This is a genomic window from Vreelandella sp. 2A-K22 (assembly GCF_054065485.1).
In genome coordinates this window covers 1-1,059 of the sequence record NZ_JBSUGC010000040.1, presented here as the reverse complement: position 1 = coordinate 1,059, position 1,059 = coordinate 1, and the positions used below count along the sequence as shown (strand labels likewise).

At 53.8% G+C, this 1,059-nt stretch carries 1 protein-coding gene; it reads right to left on the bottom strand.

Annotated elements, in window-relative coordinates; all coding sequences use genetic code 11:
- Window positions 1-67: 67 nt before the first annotated feature.
- Window positions 68-765, bottom strand: a protein-coding gene (locus ACW17M_RS24080) for an IS1-like element IS1A family transposase (protein WP_094096600.1) whose coding sequence is annotated in 2 segments (ribosomal slippage) — window positions 68-516 and window positions 516-765 — 699 coding nt in all. Because the reading frame shifts where the segments join, the coding sequence is not laid out codon by codon here.
- Between the last annotated feature and the right edge of the window lie 294 nt (window positions 766-1,059).

The following is a 1,059-nucleotide window of genomic DNA, read 5'->3' as shown; positions in this document are numbered from 1 at the left end:
GCGCCTCCCAGTCGATAAACAAAACGCAGATTTTTTTGCCCATTTGTCGGGCGGTAATGACTCCAACTTATTGATAGTGTTTTATGTTCAGATAATGCCCGATGACTTTGTCATGCAGCTCCACCGATTTTGAGAACGACAGCGACTTCCGTCCCAGCCGTGCCAGGTGCTGCCTCAGATTCAGGTTATGCCGCTCAATTCGCTGCGTATATCGCTTGCTGATTACGTGCAGCTTTCCCTTCAGGCGGGATTCATACAGCGGCCAGCCATCCGTCATCCATATCACCACGTCAAAGGGTGACAGCAGGCTCATAAGACGCCCCAGCGTCGCCATAGTGCGTTCACCGAATACGTGCGCAACAACCGTCTTCCGGAGACTGTCATACGCGTAAAACAGCCAGCGCTGGCGCGATTTAGCCCCGACATAGCCCCACTGTTCGTCCATTTCCGCGCAGACGATGACGTCACTGCCCGGCTGTATGCGCGAGGTTACCGACTGCGGCCTGAGTTTTTTAAGTGACGTAAAATCGTGTTGAGGCCAACGCCCATAATGCGGGCAGTTGCCCGGCATCCAACGCCATTCATGGCCATATCAATGATTTTCTGGTGCGTACCGGGTTGAGAAGCGGTGTAAGTGAACTGCAGTTGCCATGTTTTACGGCAGTGAGAGCAGAGATAGCGCTGATGTCCGGCGGTGCTTTTGCCGTTACGCACCACCCCGTCAGTAGCTGAACAGGAGGGACAGCTGATAGAAACAGAAGCCACTGGAGCACCTCAAAAACACCATCATACACTAAATCAGTAAGTTGGCAGCATCACCCGTATTGTCCATGCGATGAATAAAGGGAAAGTTATGAAACACAAGCTTACTGCAATCCTTATGGCCTTCATGTTGACGACGCCAGCTGCGTTTGCTGCCCCTGAAGCAACAAACGGGACCGAGGCAACGACGGGTACTACTGGCACCACAACGACCACTACCGGCGCAACCACGACTGCTACTACCACTGGTGGCGTGGCTGCTGGCGCTGTCGGCACGGCGACAGTTGTCGGTGTGGC